General features: G+C 62.5%; 14 protein-coding genes and 1 pseudogene. 7 read left to right on the forward strand and 8 right to left on the reverse strand.

The annotated features are described in order from the left end of the window. Window positions 1-601: 601 nt before the first annotated feature. Entirely contained in the window at window positions 602-2,002 is a 1,401-nt protein-coding gene (locus EPO50_RS24515) for a toll/interleukin-1 receptor domain-containing protein (protein WP_296348462.1), read from the reverse strand. A gap of 423 nt (window positions 2,003-2,425) precedes the next feature. Here EPO50_RS24515 and EPO50_RS24520 point away from each other — a divergent pair, with 423 nt between their 5' ends. The 3 genes from EPO50_RS24520 (at window position 2,426) to EPO50_RS24530 (ending at window position 4,034) form a co-directional block, all read left to right on the forward strand. After that, window positions 2,426-2,890, forward strand: a complete 465-nt coding sequence (locus EPO50_RS24520) for a hypothetical protein (RefSeq protein ID WP_296348464.1) — start codon at window positions 2,426-2,428, stop codon at window positions 2,888-2,890. A gap of 24 nt (window positions 2,891-2,914) precedes the next feature. Further along, window positions 2,915-3,502: a hypothetical protein gene (locus EPO50_RS24525; RefSeq protein ID WP_296348465.1), complete on the forward strand. Its 588-nt coding sequence runs from the start codon at window positions 2,915-2,917 to the stop codon at window positions 3,500-3,502. Between the two features lie 253 nt (window positions 3,503-3,755). After that, entirely contained in the window at window positions 3,756-4,034 is a 279-nt protein-coding gene (locus EPO50_RS24530; RefSeq protein WP_296348467.1) for a hypothetical protein, read from the forward strand. 10 nt (window positions 4,035-4,044) lie between these two features. On the opposite strand, the gene EPO50_RS24535 is transcribed toward EPO50_RS24530, so the two are convergent. The 4 genes from EPO50_RS24535 to EPO50_RS24550 all read right to left on the reverse strand — a co-directional run bounded on the left by EPO50_RS24535 (window position 4,045) and on the right by EPO50_RS24550 (window position 8,818). Continuing rightward, complete coding sequence (locus EPO50_RS24535; RefSeq protein ID WP_296348469.1) at window positions 4,045-4,284, reverse strand: hypothetical protein; 240 nt, start codon at window positions 4,282-4,284, stop codon at window positions 4,045-4,047. A 219-nt stretch (window positions 4,285-4,503) separates the two neighbouring features. Further along, complete coding sequence (locus tag EPO50_RS24540) at window positions 4,504-4,776, reverse strand: hypothetical protein (protein WP_296348471.1); 273 nt, start codon at window positions 4,774-4,776, stop codon at window positions 4,504-4,506. 147 nt (window positions 4,777-4,923) lie between these two features. After that, on the reverse strand, window positions 4,924-7,122 hold the full coding sequence (locus EPO50_RS24545) for a catalase (RefSeq protein WP_296348473.1): 2,199 nt from the start codon (window positions 7,120-7,122) through the stop codon (window positions 4,924-4,926). A gap of 214 nt (window positions 7,123-7,336) precedes the next feature. Then, the gene (locus EPO50_RS24550) at window positions 7,337-8,818 is read right to left on the reverse strand and encodes a CYTH and CHAD domain-containing protein (protein WP_296348475.1); all 1,482 of its coding nucleotides are present in this window, start codon (window positions 8,816-8,818) and stop codon (window positions 7,337-7,339) included. A gap of 104 nt (window positions 8,819-8,922) precedes the next feature. Between EPO50_RS24550 and EPO50_RS24555 the strand changes: the two genes are divergently transcribed. The 3 genes from EPO50_RS24555 to EPO50_RS24565 are packed head-to-tail and all read left to right on the forward strand — an operon-like array spanning window position 8,923 to window position 12,748. Further along, window positions 8,923-9,456 carry a 2Fe-2S iron-sulfur cluster-binding protein gene (locus EPO50_RS24555; protein WP_296348476.1) on the forward strand — a complete coding sequence of 178 codons (534 nt, stop codon included), beginning with the start codon at window positions 8,923-8,925 and terminating at the stop codon, window positions 9,454-9,456. Next, on the forward strand, window positions 9,453-10,451 hold the full coding sequence (locus EPO50_RS24560) for a xanthine dehydrogenase family protein subunit M (RefSeq protein ID WP_296348478.1): 999 nt from the start codon (window positions 9,453-9,455) through the stop codon (window positions 10,449-10,451). The genes EPO50_RS24555 and EPO50_RS24560 overlap by 4 nt, the downstream gene beginning before the upstream one ends. After that, window positions 10,448-12,748 carry a xanthine dehydrogenase family protein molybdopterin-binding subunit gene (locus EPO50_RS24565; RefSeq protein WP_296348479.1) on the forward strand — a complete coding sequence of 767 codons (2,301 nt, stop codon included), beginning with the start codon at window positions 10,448-10,450 and terminating at the stop codon, window positions 12,746-12,748. The genes EPO50_RS24560 and EPO50_RS24565 overlap by 4 nt, the downstream gene beginning before the upstream one ends. Window positions 12,749-12,811: 63 nt before the next feature. On the opposite strand, the gene EPO50_RS24570 is transcribed toward EPO50_RS24565, so the two are convergent. Beyond that, a complete protein-coding gene (locus EPO50_RS24570) occupies window positions 12,812-14,011 on the reverse strand; it encodes a DNA topoisomerase IB (RefSeq protein ID WP_296348482.1) in 1,200 nt (399 codons plus the stop codon). A 129-nt stretch (window positions 14,012-14,140) separates the two neighbouring features. Between EPO50_RS24570 and EPO50_RS24575 the strand changes: the two genes are divergently transcribed. Then, on the forward strand, window positions 14,141-15,193 hold the full coding sequence (locus EPO50_RS24575) for an adenylate/guanylate cyclase domain-containing protein (protein WP_296348484.1): 1,053 nt from the start codon (window positions 14,141-14,143) through the stop codon (window positions 15,191-15,193). 50 nt (window positions 15,194-15,243) lie between these two features. Here the strand turns inward: EPO50_RS24575 and corA are convergent, their stop codons facing one another. Both corA and EPO50_RS24585 read right to left on the reverse strand, forming a co-directional pair. Next, entirely contained in the window at window positions 15,244-16,254 is a 1,011-nt protein-coding gene (corA, locus tag EPO50_RS24580) for a magnesium/cobalt transporter CorA (protein ID WP_296348486.1), read from the reverse strand. Window positions 16,255-16,552: 298 nt separating this feature from the next. After that, window positions 16,553-16,687: pseudogene (locus EPO50_RS24585) on the reverse strand (PepSY domain-containing protein); the annotation flags it as partial. Window positions 16,688-16,801: the final 114 nt, after the last annotated feature.

Below are 16,801 nucleotides of genomic sequence, written 5' to 3' on the forward strand. Positions count from 1 at the left end.
ATTCGGCTTGTCACGTTCCTGTTGCTGGCCCGGCGGCCCACCCGCGCCCGGATTGAGGCATTCGTATTCCTTCTCGCGAGGAAGGCCAGACGGCGATGGCTTACGACTCGTGCCGGACGCGTCTGTTGCGTAGTCCCCGTCAACAGACGATTGCAATGGCGCCAGTGCAGCTGTGAAGTGCCTGATGCCGGCACTGCAGTCGCGCAAGCATTTGTATGTCAGCATGTGCATGCAGGCGGACGGTCGGTCGAATCGGCATGATCGTCCGGCGATGTTGCCGGAGGCGGCATCGATCGCGGCGCAATAGTCTCGCTGCATGTCCGAAAACCGCTACTGCGCCTGTCCGAGCGGCCACATCACTTCAAAGGTCAGGGCTGGCATGTCGTCGATCGCCATACCGGCAAGGATGCAGAGAGCCTGCGGGTCGGTGGCTATAGCGAGGAACGCGCCCGACAGCTCGCCAAGCTCCTCAATCTTAGTGCACGGCCGAGCAACGTGCCGGCGTTCGAGAGTAAACGCTGGAATGTCAGCGGTCCCGAGCTGATCGTGTACGTCGAATGTGACCGACCGCGCGATCGGGCGGCGCCCGGTATCGCTAGCATTATCCGCCAGTCTTCCATTTGCGACACCAGGAGTCAGATTTGTACGGGATGATATCGCCGTCTTGGAGCGTTGCCGTAATCAGCAGGGTTTCGTCGCCGGAACGGCAGGCCTCAGGGATTGAGAGTTCAGCCTCAAAGCCCTTTGACACAGTAGCCATCCCGCTACCATCCACGGTTTTGTAGGAGATCCTGGTGATTTGTCGGGCAACGTCAGTCGGCATGCTCAGATACATGAGCCTGACCCACCTTCGCGCAGGCTCGTTTGAGCCCGTTACCTGAATCGCACCCTTATGAAGGTAGTAGTCTTCGAGGGCCTTGATGATCGGCGCGTGCTTTCTTAACCGTGCCTGGTCTGCCTGTGATGCCGCCAGTGCCGCTGCCTGCGCCTGCTTTCTCTTGTCGGCCTCAGTCTGGACTGCAGCCGCATCGGTTGCTCGTTGCTTCTCACGCCGAGCTTCCTTCTCTTTGTCCTCCCACCCTTGCACCTGTGCCTGCAAGGCTGAGATGGTCGTTTGTGCATCCTGAAGTTCTTTGTTTGCCGTCTGATGACTTGCTTTCGTTACCTGAAGCTCTTCCTTGGTCGCCTGGTGATCTGCTTGCGATGCCACTAGCGCAGCCTTGGTCGCCTGATAGTCCGCATTCCACAACATGGTGGCGTAGCCAATGCCACCAACAGCCAGGAGGCCGACCAAATAGAACCAAACGGAAGTGCTGCGCCCGGAAGATGATTGAGAGGCTGGGCCTAAGGGAGGCGATTGGTGCGTGGCGGATTGGCTTGGTCGTGCAACGGCCGTGCCGTCCTGCTCCGTCCGCTCACCCTCTTCGACGGATTTTTCGCCCAAGACTCTGATGGTGTCGTCGGCATCCTTGCCGGGCTTCACGTCAAGGGCGTCGCCCGGCACTGTCGTCGGCGTGGCATCGCCTGGCTTCCCCGGCGCTTGGACTGCGGCGGTAGGAATGATTGGCAAGGGAGTGCCAGCTGCCGCTGCAATCTTGCGCTTGAGCGCCGTCGTGAGGCGCTCCGGCAGGACCCCTCCACCAGCGTCGAGCCACGCCCTGAGGTTGAATGCGTTGATGTGGTCGAAGCCGAACGGCGGCTCGACCGCATCCAGTAGCACCGGAATATATGCGCTACGGTTGAGGCCACGTGTTGCCTCTGACCGAACAAAGCGCGATTCGACCGAGTGATGGGACCAGGCAGTGAGGACAATGGGCGCAGCGTCGAGGTGGACGCCGATGTAGGACTGCCAAGTCTCACCCGCAAGAATGTCCTGGTCCCAAAAGATACGCCAACCCTCTGCATCCAGTGCTGACACGAGCAGTTGGACCCGCGCGGTGTCCTCGCGGGCGTAACTTATGAAGATGTCGAACTCGCCGGCCCCCAACCTTGCGACCGCCATTGTGCGCTCCCTGCGGCATGGCGTTCTTCTCGGCATAGAGTTTGTAAGTGCCGTCCTCCCTTGGCAAGACCGAGCGTGGCGCGCTTGCCCTCAGTGAGAGGTGCCGGTCGAAATGACGGGCGCTAGTCACCCTTAATCTCCCTCATGTCGTGCTTACACAGGGCACACCAGGCTTGGCCGCCCCCGGCAAGCCCATGTGGATTGGTGAACCGATCGGCTTGGCCGTGCGCGAACTTGACGCTGGCTGACCGCTCCTCGCATGGGCGCGCTCCACGTCGGAGCGGCTGGTCCGGTTGCGTGTTGAGTAAGCAAGCCCCCTTAACGGGCTGTAGGGCGCCATCGGCAAATTTTCTGGCGAGAGCAACCGTGGAGTTGCACTGCGTTGATTGCACGGACGGATGACGTCCCATCAACGGAGGATTCATGAGGAAGACCTGCATTGCCCTCGCCGCGTTCGCAGCGATTGGCCTGGTGAGCCCGGCGTTCGCCGCTCCTGACGCCGAATGTCAGGACATGTGGAAGAAGGCCGATGCCAACAGCGACGGCGTGCTCTCCGACAAGGAGTCACTGCGTTACGTGGCCTATATGCGCATCGGTGACCGGACCCTTGCAACTGAAGGCCGGATCACTCAGGCCGAGTTCATGGATGCCTGCAAGGCCGATACATACATGCCGCGCAAGGCCGACGCAGGCGCGCCACTCAAGGGCGCCAATAGCTTCACCGAGAACCAGGCCAAGGATCGCGTCCTGGCTCAGGGCATGGCGGACGTTTCGGCCCTCAAGAAGGACGATGACGGCATCTGGCGCGGCACCGCGAGCCAGGAAGGTAAAACCGTGCAGATCGCCGTCGACTACAAGGGCAACGTCGTCTCCACGGCGCAGCAGTAACCAACACACAAGCGAGGAAACGACATGAAGACCGTAAGCCGAGCTTATGACAGCTATGCCCAGGCGCGCTCCGCTGTCGATGCCGTCGAGAAGGCCGGTGTGCCGACCTCCGACGTCAGCATCATTGCCAACAAGTATGTCAGCGCCGAATACGCCGATGTCGACGAGGTGAGCGGTGGGGCGACGGGCGCGGGTATAGGCGGCGCCCTAGGAGGCGGCGCAGGGTTGTTGGCAGGCCTCGGCTTGCTGGCGATCCCCGGCCTCGGCCCCGTCGTGGCGGCCGGTTGGCTGGCCTCGACCGCTGTTGGCGCGGTCGCGGGTGCGGCGGCGGGCGGAATCGTCGGAGCATTGGTGGATGCCGGCGTCGATCGCAAGCACGCCGATATCTATTCGGAGGCGATCCGGCGCGGCGGTACGCTGGTGACCGCTCGGGTTCGCGACGAGGACGCCGACAGGGTCGACGCCATCCTGGCGGAATACGAGCCTATCGATCCTGCAATTCGTGGCGATGAGTACCGCAAGGAAGGCTGGGCAACGTTCGATCCGAAGGCCGAACCGTATCGACCGAGTCAGGTCGAGATCGATCGGATACGCGCCAATTGGCCGGGTTGAAGCACTGACGGCCGGATCCACAAAGACAAGGGGGCAGACCGCAGGGTCTGCCTTCTTGCGTGGGTGACGAGGCACCCGACTTTGGCCCGCCAGATCCAAGCCGGGCCTAGTTACCAGCAATCAGCGCTCCCGAATGGCGAGTGCTGCCAGTGATCTTTGCAGTGTTTCTCTCAATTGCGCGGCGCCGTGTTGAAGGCTCTTGCCCGCGGATTTTGATCGTGATCCCATTGGGGCCGAGCGAGAGGGGAAGCTCATGGGACGGAGTCTGAACGCACCGCTCAGCCCCAACGAAGAACTCACCTTGCGTCGGGTTGCGCTGGGGGTGGCGCCGAAAGAAATACTGCCGGCGCGGCATCTGGCACACCTCAGGAAGCTCGACCTGATCGAAGGTGACGGCGCCTTGCTGAGACTCACACCGCTCGGCCGGCACCGCTACGGGGCCCTGCCACAAGCCGTCGACATCGATGAAGTGTCGCCACCCGAGCAACTGGCAAAGGCATTGCTGCCGTATATCGGCGGGCCCAGGAAGTAGGCCGTAGCGCCTAGGCCTTCGCGGATTTCTTCTTGGAGGGTTCTATTGGCGCAGCCGCCTTCTCCTCGAGCGGCAGCAGCACGATCACGCTCGGCGTACCATTGACCTTCATCCCGGTATTCTTGTCCGGTTCGGCGAACTTGACGGCCGGGGCGAAGCATCGCACGACAACTGAGAGAGCCAGTAAATCCCAGTCTCGACGCCAGTCGAGATCGCAGGGTGTGGCTACGACATGGCGCGCGATAGCCATTAGTGAGGCTAGCGACGCAGTCTGCCAGAAATACGAAGATAGTTGGCGAAGGCTTCAACAGACTGTGGAAGCGAGAGAACCAAGAGTACCACCAGAGCTTGGTAGCTCCAGTCGGCTAATGTACCGCGAGAAAAACATACGGTGGCCCAGATCATGAAGGCCATAGCAGGCAGGTTCGAGGCCAGGCGTCCAAGTGGAATCGAGCGGAACCCGCGTGCGTCAAGAAATGTCGCCCAAAAGATTGAATGTGGGTGAATGAGTGTCGCGCAGCCATCCGTCGACCAGCTGCGCCGCGGATTTCCGGGTATCCGCTAGCTCAAGAGTCCAGAACTCATCCAGCCATGGGCCCCGCAAGACGGCATTGACGACGAGTACGAGCACGATAGCGGTAAGTGAGCACACAAAAACAAGGCTTCCGTGAGCCCAGTCGCGCGGCGCAGCGTTCGTCTGATCGGCCGTAACTCCGTCCAGAGCCGGCGGCACGAGGCTCATGGGCAAGGATGTTTGCTTGAACGAAAGTCCACCACGAGTCGACATGGTGTCGAACGCCTTATTGTATCAACGCACAACGAACCTGGTGTCGTTACGTTGCACCAGGCCACCCGTGAGGGAGCCGCATGCTTGGAAAATGGCCGCCCGTTAGGATGGCGTCAGATTTGAGACCCGCCGCGGAAAGCGATGGTGCGCCAGATTTTCGACGAGAGAGGCAGGTATCGACGATCCCTCTCCCACCGTCACGCCGGGCCCTTCAGCGACTCCGATCACATCCAGTAAGGGAGCGGCGTCAACGGCCACACTGATTGGTTTGCCATGCCTAAAGGTCTCGTCAAGGAAGCGATGGATCGGGGTCATCGCCATGAGCGCAGGTCTCGCGCCTGCGGGGATCACTGCAGCATCATAGATAACAGACGGGGCATTGGGAGCGGCGCGGTTCACACTCAACGGGCTTCCAGCGGCATCGATGACAGCGCCTGCGGTCGGACCGATCAGCTCCGGCACGTGTCCGGCACTTGTTAAGGTCCTGACGATGGCTTGAACCTCTTCTGCCGCCACGCCGTCTGCGACGAAAATTGCGATCTTGCGCCCTTTCACGAGAGGTGGCGGCTTGTCCATGCTAAGTGCCGGCGATGCCAAGCCCGGCGCGTCAGGCCTAAGAGGGCCTGACGGTGTTGGCGCGGACGGCGTCGGGGCTTCTGACGTGCCGGCCGGGGCTACTTCGATACCGGTGGCAGAGGAGACCATATCAGCCAGTTCGTCCGCAATATTGCAGAGGATTTCGTTCATCACGCGCGCCCGCACGCCTTGGTCGACCACCATGTTGAGCTCGAAGGAAAAGGCGGCCGCGATATGGTCCTTCTCCCAGTCACTCATGCTGTTCCAGAACTGGGTCGCCTGGCTGAAATGATCGTTGAAGCTGTCGCTGCGCTCGCGAAGCTTCGCCCCCGCCTCTTGCACCGCCACAGACCGAAACGCGGCGGCTGCCGTTGGGGAGTGCATGGGGCAGCCGCCGCCGAGGCTGTTGGGAAAGTACGAGACCTTGCCCCTGTTGATTGTCATGCGCGCCAAGCCATCACGCTGGTTGTTGTCGACCGGGCGAAGGGACCGGTTGATCGGGAGTTCGTGGAAATTGGGGCCGACTCGTCGCAACTGCGTGTCGATGTAGGAAAAAAGGCGCCCCTGGAGGAGCGGATCGTTCGTGAAGTCGATACCCGGAACGATGTGGCCGGTATGGAACGCGACCTGCTCGGTCTCCGCGAAGAAGTTGTCCGGGTTGCGGTTCAAGGTCAGTTTGCCGATAAGCCGGACCGGAACCTGCTCCTCAGGAATGATCTTGGTTGCATCGAGGAGATCGAAGGCGAACTTGTGCTCGTCGGCCAGCTCGACGACTTGAATCCCCAGCTCCCATTCGGGAAAATCGCCGCGCTCGATCGCTTCGAAAAGGTCGCGCCGGTTGAAGTCCGGGTCGCGTCCGCATAGGAGCTGAGCCTCATCCCAGACTAGCGAACATACGCCCTTCATGGGCTTCCAGTGGAACTTTACGAATCGCGACCCACCTTCGGCATCGACCAGGCGGAAGGTATGGACGCCGAAGCCTTCCATCGTGGCGAAGCTACGTGGCAGAGCGCGGTCGCTCATGACCCACATCAGCATGTGAGCGCTCTCGGGCGTCAACGAAACGAAATCCCAGAACGTGTCGTGGGCTGACTGCGCCTGCGGGATCTCGTTATGAGGTTCGGGTTTCACAGCGTGGATCAAGTCGGGAAACTTGTTCGCGTCCTGGATGAAGAAGACGGGCATATTGTTGCCGACCAGGTCCCAGATGCCTTCCTGCGTGTAGAACTTGACGGCGAAGCCACGTACGTCCCGCGGGGTATCGGCCGAGCCGCGCGACCCTGCCACGGTTGAGAAGCGAACGAACACCGGCGTCTGCACCTTGGGATCGCGGAATACCTGAGCACAGCTCAGCTCCGACAAATCCTCGTAGACCTGGAAAAAGCCGTGCGCGGCGGCGCCGCGGGCATGGACCACGCGCTCTGGAATCCGTTCATGGTCGAAATGCGTGATCTTCTCGCGCATCAAGATGTCTTCGAGAAGCGTGGGACCGCGGACGCCCGTCCTGAGTGAATTCTGATCGTTGCCGACACCCACGCCTTGATTGGTTGTCAAAACCTCTCCCGGCGGCACGATATCGGACTGTAGCTCCTTGGTTTTATTGGTTTCCTGCCGTCGCGCGGGGGGCTGGTCGAGCTTTGTGTTCTGCCCCGCCGTTCGCGGTGTTGGCGCCGGCGCCACGAAGGAGGGCCCGTCAGAAGAGATGTTCGGGGTCTTGCGCGCCATGGCCGCTCCGATCAGCAACATGTGGGAAGGCCCTGATCTAACGACACCTTTCCTCAGCGGTTGCCGCGTACTCCAGCGCGCTAGCGAAGGCAGTCGGGCGCAACGAAGAGAGAGCGCGCTGGTGGCTTCCTCATCGCACAATGGAAAATGGCCACGCTCTACCAGGTCAAGTCCTACGGAGATTACTTTCGTTGCGAGCAGCCGGTTTCGAGCATCACCAGAAGGGCTTTTCGCGCTGCACCCGGGCTAACGGCTTGTCGAGGTGGTCGACCGCTTGCCCTACCAGCGCACCGCTGCGGTTCTCCAGCACGGCGAGCGCTGGCACCAGTTCAAGGCGGTCAGCAGCCAACTCCTCCGACAGGCGCTGCAGTGTCACAAGGTCGTTCAGCTCGCCCAGCCGCTTCTGGAGGGTAGCGTATCGCTTGTAGTAGCGCCCGGACTCAGCTCCGTAGAGGCTGTCGAAGTACTCGATAGCATATCGCAGCTTCTTGGCACTCTTGCGCAGCGCGTGGAGCGTCTCCAGCTCATCGGGATCGCTTGCCGCCCGCCGCTTGCGGACCTTTCGCGCCAGCTTGTCGAGCATCGCCGGCGCCATCTCTTTCAGGCGGCGCGCTCCGAACCGATTTGGCATGGTCGCCTCCACGCTATGACTCCAGGCGCCGAACGCCAGCATGAAGCGAGTGAACGATGGCTCCTGCACCGCTTTCTTGGCGGCCTGATGGGCGGCATGCCGACGCTCGACGGCCGCTGCCCGCAACGGCTCGATTGTCTTGAGGTCCGCCGCCGTCACGATCACAGCGGGCAGCGACTCGGCCAGAAAGACATCCCAGTCGCGCGCCACGCCCAAGACCTGGCCAAGCCTCCGCAACTCGTCGGCAAAGCGGGCCGCTGCGTGAGACTCCAGGAATGGTTCGAACAGCGCCAGCAGGGAGCGCAAGCGGCGGATGCCAATGCGCATCTGGTGGATGCCCTCACCTTCATCGCCACGAAGCACCGCCGGCTGGTTGGCCAGCAGGCCGTCGAGTAGGGCGTCCGACAGCCGCGCGAAAGCCTCCTGTACGCAGACAGTGCGATGGAGGGTGACCCGATTCGGCTTGTGCGCCGCTGGTCGAGTGCCGTCGCGCAGCCGATAGCCGCGTTGGGCCTTGCTCTCGCCCGAGATGACAAGAGGGGCCACCTCCAACAAATCGAGCCCCAGCCGGAACAGGGAATCCACCTCCCCGTCCTTCAACTCAAGCTCGAGTTCGCTCACCGACTCGCTGGCATCGCCGGCTTTCACTGTACCAACGTCGACCGCCAGCTCCATCCTAGTGCCTGACGCCGGCAGGAGTTCGACGCGCGTGCGATCAATGTCGGTGCGAAAGACGGGTTCGAGCCCTTCCTTGCAAAGGGCACGGAGCTTCGGAACCTCCGCCAGTCGCCGGAGATCAGGCTCGTCCGATGCCACTGGCCATTCCCATTCCTGGCGGTGAAAAGCGCCATTACTCGCCAATTTTACTGTCTGAACAAACTTATCGGCGGATTGACGCACGCGCAGGCTGAAACCGGCCTTTCGAAGCTTACGACGCGGCGTATCAAAATAGGTCGTGGACTGCGCTTCTGTCGAAAGTCCGCCATCGACGGGTAAGGCACCGGCATGGCGTTCGATCCTGGCGCGCGTCTCAGGAGAGAGACTGAATTTCAACTCTGTTTCCATGGTCAGGGCCCGCTTTAGGATTTAACGCCGAGCCGCCATCGAGGTTCGCTGCCCCCGGGAACGATCTTGCCGGCGCACCGTTCGCCTCTGACAGGAGCGTTCCTATGGACTTCCGGATCAACGGCCGCGCCGTCAGCGTCGACGCCGACCTGCGCACTTCCCTGCTCGACCTCTTGCGCAATCACCTTGGCCTGACCGGCACCAAGGAGGGTTGCAACCAGGGTGCGTGCGGGGCCTGCACGGTTCTGGTCGACGGCGAGCGCATCAACGCCTGCCTGGCGCTGGCGGTCCAGTATCAGAGCCGCGAGATCACAACGGTCGAGGGTCTGGCGGACGGCGACCGCCTGCATCGCCTGCAGGAAGCCTTCGTCGCGCACGACGGCTTCCAGTGCGGCTATTGCACGCCGGGTCAGCTCTGCTCGGCGATCGCCATGGCTTCCGAGCTGGCGCGCGGTGTGCCGAGCCACGTCACCGACGATCTTGCCGCCGAAGACATCGTTCTCTCGCACGACGAGTTGCGCGAGCGCATGAGCGGCAACCTTTGTCGCTGCGGCGCCCATAACGGCATCGTGGCGGCGATCGCGGAGACCTTTGCCGACAGCGGCTCGCAGAGCGTTCGCGAGGAGAAGGCGGCATGATTCCCTTCACCTACAGCCGGCCGGCCGATACCGCCGCGGCAATCCGCGAGGCTGCGCACGCCGGCGCCATGTATCTGGGCGGCGGCACCAACCTCGTCGACCTGATGCGCGAGGGTGTCGAGCGGCCGACGGCGTTGATCGACGTGGCCGGCCTCGCCCGCGACGTCACGGAGCGCGAGGATGGCGGACTGAGGATCGGGGCGGCCGCCACCAACACGACCTTGGCCGCGGACCGTCGGATTCGCGAGCGCTACCCGATGCTGGCGCGCGCCGTCCTGGCCGGCGCTTCGGCGCAGATCCGCAACATGGCGACCGTCGGCGGCAACCTGCTGCAACGTACGCGATGCCTGTACTTCTACGACGATGCCACGCGTTGCAACAAACGGGCGCCGGGCTCGGGCTGCGACGCACTGGACGGCTTCAACCGCATGCATGCGATCCTGGGGGCCTCGCCCGCGTGCGTGGCGACCCATCCCTCGGACATGTGCGTGGCGCTGGCCGCTCTGGATGCGACCGTACATCTCGAAGGGACGGACGGCGCGCGCGCACTACCGCTGGAGGCGCTGCACCGGTTACCGGGCGATACGCCTGCGCGGGAGACGGAGCTCCGGCCCGGAGAGCTGATCACCGCGATCGAGCTGCCGCCGCTGCCGATGGCGCGGCATTCGACCTACCGCAAGGTGCGCGACCGCGCGAGCTATGCCTTCGCCATCGTCTCGGTCGCCGCCGCGCTCGAGCTCGGCGCCGACGGTACGATCCGCGACGTGCGATTGGCGCTAGGCGGCGTGGCACACAAGCCGTGGCGCGCCCGTGCGGCGGAAGCCGAACTACGCGGCGCATTGCCCGAAGAGGCCGCCTTCCGGCAGGCAGCGGAGGCCGAGTTGGCCGAGGCCCGGCCACTGCGTGACAACGGCTTCAAGGTCGAGCTGGCGAAACGGACGATGGTCGCCGTCCTCGGGCAGCTTACTGCCCACCATGCGGGAGCCCGCACATGACCGTGACCGGGATCCTGCGCACGGTGCTGCGTCACGTCCCCGATGCTTTGGTCCCCGGCACGCGTCCGGCAAGCCCGCCCGTGCGCCATGGGCAACACGGCCATGTCGGCGAGCCGGTGTCGCGGCTCGACGGCGCGCTCAAGGTTCGTGGCGAGGCACGCTTCGCTGCCGAGGTCGCGATGGAGGGCCTTTTGCATGCCGCGATCGTGCACTCGACGATCCCTCGCGGCCGTATTGCGGCGCTGGATACCGCTGCAGCGGAGGCTGCCCCTGGCGTTGTCCTGGTGATGACCCATCGCAATGCGCCGCGGCTCAAGCGTCCGGAGATTTTCGGCAAAGGCGACGGTGTGGCCGGCAGCAACCTCCCCGTGATGCAGGATGACACTATCCACTGGAATGGCGAGGCGGTGGCCGTGGTGCTCGGCGAGACGCAGGAGCAGGCCGACCATGCGGCGGGGCTGGTGTCGGTGAGCTATAAGGCCGAGCCGGCTGTCACCGATTTCGCTGCCGCCAGGAAGCGAGCACGCGATCCGGGTTCGATCCTTGGTGAACCGGCCGTCATTGAGACTGGCAATGCCGAGAAAGCGTTGGCAGTAGCCGATCATCGCGTCGACGCGACCTGGTCGACGCCGCCTCTGAACCACAACGCCATCGAGCTGCACGCCGCGACGGTGCGCTGGGAGGGCCAGCAGCTCATCGTCCACGACGCCACCCAGATGATCACCGGCACCGCGGGCTCGCTGGCCAAAGTATTCGGCCTGAAGCCTGAGCAGGTGCGCGTGCTGTCGCCGTTCGTCGGCGGAGGGTTCGGGGGCAAGAGCCTGTGGAGCCACCAGATCCTTGCCGCTGCCGCCGCCAAGCTGGCCGGCCGACCCGTGCGGTTGATGCTGAGCCGTGAGGGTGTCTATCGCCTGGTCGGCGGCCGGACACCGACGGTGCAGCGCGTGGCGCTGGGGGCGACACGCGACGGTCGGCTTGCCGCCCTGATCCACACCGGCGTCGCCGCCATGACGACGCACAACAACTGTCCGGAACAGTTCACCTTTCCGGCCCGCCATCTCTACGCTGCCAGCAACGTCCGGCTTGAGCAGAAGGTCGCCGACCTGGATATGCTGGCCAACACGTTCATGCGCGCTCCCGGTGAGTCGATCGGCACCTTCGCGCTGGAGGGTGCCGTCGACGAGCTGGCGCACAAGATGAAGATCGACCCGATCGAGCTCAGGCGACGCTGGGAGCCCGAGAGGGATCCAAGCAGCCATGCGCCCTTCTCGTCGCGCCATCTCCTGAAGGCTTATGCGGACGGTGCAGTGCGCTTCGGCTGGGAGCTGCGCGACCCGACACCTGGCCAGCGGCGCGAAGGTGAATGGTTGGTGGGCATGGGCGTGGCCACCGCCACCTATCCCTACTACCGCATGCCCGGCGCCAAGGCTCGGCTGCGGCTCGACGCCCAAGGCGGCCTGAAGGTGTCGACCGCGGGCCATGAGATGGGGATGGGCACCGCCACGGTGCAGGCCCAGCACGCCGCCGACCGCCTAGGCCTGCCGCTGGAACAGGTTTCGTTCGAGTACGGTGACAGCCTCTTGCCGGCCGGCGCGATGGCCGGCGGCTCATCACAGACAGCGGGCACGGTTGCCGCGGTAGCGGCAGCGGCCGAATCGTTGGTCCGCAAGGTGCTGAAGCTTGCCGGCAACGACAGTCCGCTGGCCGGACTGAAGTTCGCGGACGTCGTGGCGCGCGACGGCGGGCTGGGACACGCCCGCGATCCTTCGCGGCACGAAAGCTACACGTCTATTCTGAAGCGCGCCCGACGCGACGTCGTTGGGGCGGAGGAAAGCGGATCGCTGCCGCTGGAGCAGATGAAATACTCCATGCACTCGACTGGCGCGCAGTTCGCCGAAGTGGGCGTCAACAGCGTAACCGGCGAAGTGCGCGTGCGCCGCTTCTTAGGGTCGTTCGACTGCGGGCGCATCCTCAACCCGAAGACAGCGGCGAGCCAGTTTCGTGGCGGCATCATCATGGGCATCGGGCTCGCGCTCACCGAAGAGACGCTGTTCGATCCCCGCAGCGGGCGGGTCATGAACCCGAGCCTCGCCGAGTATCACGTGCCGGTGCACCTCGACGTGCCCGAGATCGACGTGATATGGACCGACCTCCCCGATCCGCAGGCGCCGCTCGGCGCGCGTGGTATCGGCGAGATCGGCATTACCGGAACGGCGGCTGCCATCGCCAATGCGGTGTTCAACGCCACCGGCAAGCGCGTACGCGACCTGCCAATCACACTGGACAAGCTCCTGTAGAGATTCCTGCCTTCGCTCGTGAGGGGGCCACGGCCTCATCATAGATGATGGAGGACGCATAGCTTAGCTGGGCAGCACATTGTCCCCATTCGGACGAGCCTTTCGACGTCGATGCTTTGTCGATGAGCGACGTACCTTTGGCGAGGCAACCGCGTCTCGTCGATCAACGTCCCTGAGGCCGTCGCTTCTCGAAATTTTCCTGAGCCTGGCTTCGAGTAAGCTAACCACAGCGGCTTCCTCTGGCCGAAGTTGGGCAAGATTCTGCCGAAGCTCGTCTTCCGCCTCCTCCTTTATGTTCAGCAGCAGAGAGCCTTCAATATAGGTGCTCAATACTTCGGGATGGACGTAGCACTTCCTGCAGATCGTCGGTGTGTTGCCGAGCCGCTTGGCGACCCGCTCAATCGCCGCTTTCACGTTGCGCTTCGCGCCCGCCTCACTGTCAAAGGCTTCAAACTCTTGAAGTGCGAGTGCTGCCAGAAGTGTTCCGGCCCAAGTACGGAAGTCTTTCGCAGTGATGTTCTGGCCGGTGATGTTTCTCAGATAGGCATTCACATCCGAGGAGCTAACGCTGTGCTGGACCTCGTCCGAATCGAGGTATTGAAACAAATCCTGCCCCGGAAGGTCCTGGCACGCTCTGACAACGTTCGCGACACGACGATCCTTCAAGCCCAGACGCCACGTCTTGCCACTCTTGCCTTTGAACTGGAAACGTAGCTCGGATCCGTTAATCGCGACATGCCGGTCCCGTAGTGTTGTAAGGCCGTAGCTCTGATTCTGTTTGGCATAATCATCATTGCCGATTCGTATGAGCGTCGACTCAAGCAAATGAACGACGGTGGCGAGGACCTTCTCCCGCCCCAAACCGCGCATTGCCATATGTTCCGCCACCTGCCCGCGCAATGTCGGCAGGAGCCGCGCAAACGTCATGATGTGCTCGTACTTCGCGCTTTCGCGAAGGTCCCGGAAATCGGAATGATAGCGGTATTGCTTGCGCCCCTTCGCGTCACGGCCTGTCGATTGGATGTGTCCATTCGCCCGCGCGCATATCCACACTTCCGTCCAAGCAGGCGGGATGGCGAGAGTTCGAATTCGCTTCAGCGTTGGCGCGTCAGCAACCTTGCGACCATCGTGTCGAACATACCGGAATCCCTTCCCTTGCCTATGTCGCGCGATACCAGGCTCTCCCTCGGAGACGTACGAGAGGCCGGCAGCCTCAGCAGCATCTTCTGTTTCGCATGACGTGTCGCCGTCCGGCCCGGCCATCTTTTGTCCCAAGTGGAGCAGCAGAGGTGCACTCCCCTGCATACATTGCTCCAAATGTCAGCTGGCCCTGATGGTTGCATGCCAACTTCAAACTATTGAATGCTGTAAGACATTTCTTCGCGAAGCGCGGTGTTCTATGGTTTGTCTCTGGGCTTCCAGCGTGACGGCACGAGCCGCAGCGGAACCGGATGCGGCTTTTCACGTTCACTGACGTTGCCACAATCCTTCGGGGAACTCGTGGAAGCTCCGCGACTTGAACGACGCCTCGTCGCCATCCTGGCGGCAGATGTGGAGGGCTATAGCCGCCACATGGAGCACGACGAAGCGGGCACACTGGCGACATTGTCCAATCACCGGCTCATCTTTGATGGCCTGATCGTGTCTCACCAGGGGCGCATCACCAACACCGCCGGCGACAGCGTGCTGGCCGAGTTTCAAAGCGTCGTCGATGCGGTGGACTGCGCCATGCGCGTGCAGGATGGACTCGCCGCCGCCAACGAGATGATCGATGACGCACAAAGGTTGCATTTCCGCATCGGGATCAATGTTGGCGATGTCATGGTTAAAGACGGCGACATCTTTGGCGATGGCGTCAACATTGCCGCGCGACTGGAAAGCTTGGCGCAGGCGGGCGGAATTTGCGTCTCGCGTGGGGTTCGTGACCATCTGCGCAAGATGGGCCAGTACGCATTCGAGGATCTAGGAGAGCAGACTGTCAAAAACATCGCCCAGCCGATCCGCGCCTTCCGTGTGCGCAAGGCTACTGATGTTGGTCATCCCGTGTCGCCATTACCCGCCGAACCAAAGCCAACCGGGGAGCCGCCGGAGTTCGAACTCGCGTTTTGGGAGGCGATGAAGGACAGCGAGGATCCCGGGGAATTCGCTGCCTACCTCGAGAAGTACCCTACCGGCGCTTTTGCAACACTGGCCGAAGCCCGCCGGCACTCCCTGCTTGAGACGCAGGACGAGCCACCGCCATCCCATCTGGCCCAGGCCGTTGCCGACCCCGAACAGGTGGCAATCGAGCTTGCCTTCTGGGATTCCGTGAAGGATAGCGACAACCCAGCGATGTATGAGGCCTATCTCGAACGCTATCCTGAAGGTGCATTCTCTCCCTTAGCCCAGGTCCGCCTTGAGGAGTTGGGAGAGAGTGACGGGCAAGGCGTGAATGCACCTCGCTGACAAAGCGTCATGGTGCGAAGCCTGTCGGATCCTCTTCAGGATTGCGTCACTCAGAGCCAGCCGTGCTGGCGGAAGCGGACGTAGAGCAAGGCGCAGATCGCTCCGATTCCGCCGACAACGACATAATAGCCGTAGCTCCATTTGAGCTCGGGCATATGCTCAAAGTTCATTCCGTAAATTCCTGCGACCGCGGTCGGCACCGCCAGGATAGCGGCCCATGCGGCTAACCTGCGGGTGATGGCGTTCTGTTGCGCTTGCCCCGCCATCAAGCTGGCTTCAAATGCGAACGCCAACACCTCACGCAGCGAGTCGATATCCTCTTGAACGCGCCGGATATGGTCACTGACATCTCGAAACAGTGGCTGCATTTGAGGATCGATGGGCAGTACCTCAGCGTGCTCCAGCCTGTGGCAAACATCGACCAGGGGAACGACGGCCTTTCGAAGGCGCAGCAACTCCCGACGGAGCATGTAAAGACGGTCGACCTCCTGTGTGCGAAGTGTCCTGTGAAGAACACCGTCTTCGAGCTTATCGACCTCAGCCTGGACAGTTTCGACGACGGGCATGTAGTTATCGACGATAAAGTCGAGGATCGCGTAGAGGATGTAATCCTCGCCGCGGGCGAGCACCTTGGGGCAAGCCTCGGTTCTTTGACGGACGGCGGCGTACGACGTCGATGCGCCATGGCGGACGGAAACGACGTAACCACGCCCCACGAAGATGTGCGTCTCGCCGAAGGCGATTGAACCGTCCACGACCTGAGCGGTCCTCGCGACGATAAACAACGCATCGCCGTACTGCTCCACCTTGGGATGCTGATGGGCCTTTTCTGCGTCTTCGATGGCAAGAGGATGGAGGTCGAACTGCGTCTGAACACGTTCCAATAGCTCATGGCTGGGTTCCAACATGCCAATCCACACGACATGACCAGCCTTCTTGGCCCACTGCCCCGCTTCGTCGATAGCTATATCTGCTATCCGCCGGCCGCCCGCATAAACGCTGGCGGCGACCACACCCGGGACCTTGGCCGGTTCAGGAATCCTTGCGCTGGCCCCGTCCATGGAACCCTCCGTCACTGAGGATCGCGAAAAACCATTGGAAGGAGGCTGCACTCCGGCACGCATATGGTCAACGTGCTGCCTCAGGCATCGTTCTATGGTCGCTGCGGCGGCCATGCGACAGGCCAGAACCGCGAGCGTCGGCACCCCGTTGTCACTGCCGGAAAACCTGAACACGTTGCTGCAGCTCTTGCGGGCCATCACTTCCGTCCTCGCTACTGGCCGAACAGCTCGATGCCAACTGAAGCGAGGCATCCAGGTCTGACAGCGAAGATCTTAAAGGTCCTGCCATTTCTCCGCTTTACTCCGCGGCGGCGAACCTTGGCCGTTGAGTGTGCACGGCAACTCGCGCACGGCGCTTGCGGTACCAGATCACGCCCCCGGTCACCGAGAGCGCGGCAACCACGAGGCCCATGATCGAGATCAGGATGCGGCCCGGGCTTCCTCCGTTGTCAGCCCCATGCGAGCGGCGACTTCCGCAAGCACTACCCACTGCCGGTCTGCTCGCATGACGCGCAACTCGCCGCACAAGGCATCGGCTAGTTTACGG

The organism is Reyranella sp. (assembly GCF_004297405.1).
GTDB lineage: Bacteria > Pseudomonadota > Alphaproteobacteria > Reyranellales > Reyranellaceae > Reyranella.